This window comes from Rhodopseudomonas sp. BR0G17 (genome assembly GCF_010907025.1).
Taxonomy (GTDB): Bacteria; Pseudomonadota; Alphaproteobacteria; order Rhizobiales; family Xanthobacteraceae; genus Rhodopseudomonas; species Rhodopseudomonas palustris_H.
In genome coordinates, this window is record NZ_QUML01000153.1 from 1 (window position 1) to 440 (window position 440).

Consider the following 440-nt stretch of genomic DNA (forward strand, 5'->3'; position numbering starts at 1 on the left):
CTATCGATGTTCTCTCTCTTTAGCGATTTCTCCGCCACCTTTAAATTTGGGGCGGTCGATTATATCCGCTTGGTCTTCCAGACCCGCCAAACAAGCCGGATCAAAGTCGAGGCCGTTGATGTCGAGGTATCGGACGGCGATGCCGGCTACTTTCTTCCCGAAGGACGTCCAGCTACCGAGTTCCACCCCCATGGCTACCGCTCGTTAGCGCTCAGAGTTGATCCGAAGGCTCTAAAGCGGCGACTGAGTGCCCTCTGCGGTTCTGAAATAGATGAGCAAATCGAATTCGAGCGGCCGAGCGCGGCGGCTCAACGATTTATGGAGTTCATACGTCGACCGATCTTCGCAGCCGCGCGTGAGCTCGATGCGGTGGGCGATCCTTTTCATCGCAATCTGCTTTCGGAGTTCGAATCGATCACTTTGACCAGATTGCTTTTGAT

At 54.3% G+C, this 440-nt stretch carries 1 protein-coding gene; it reads left to right on the forward strand.

Annotated elements, in window-relative coordinates; genetic code table 11:
* On the forward strand, positions 1 to 440 hold a 440-nt coding region (locus DY467_RS25630; protein ID WP_502706461.1), incomplete at both ends, for an AraC-like ligand-binding domain-containing protein.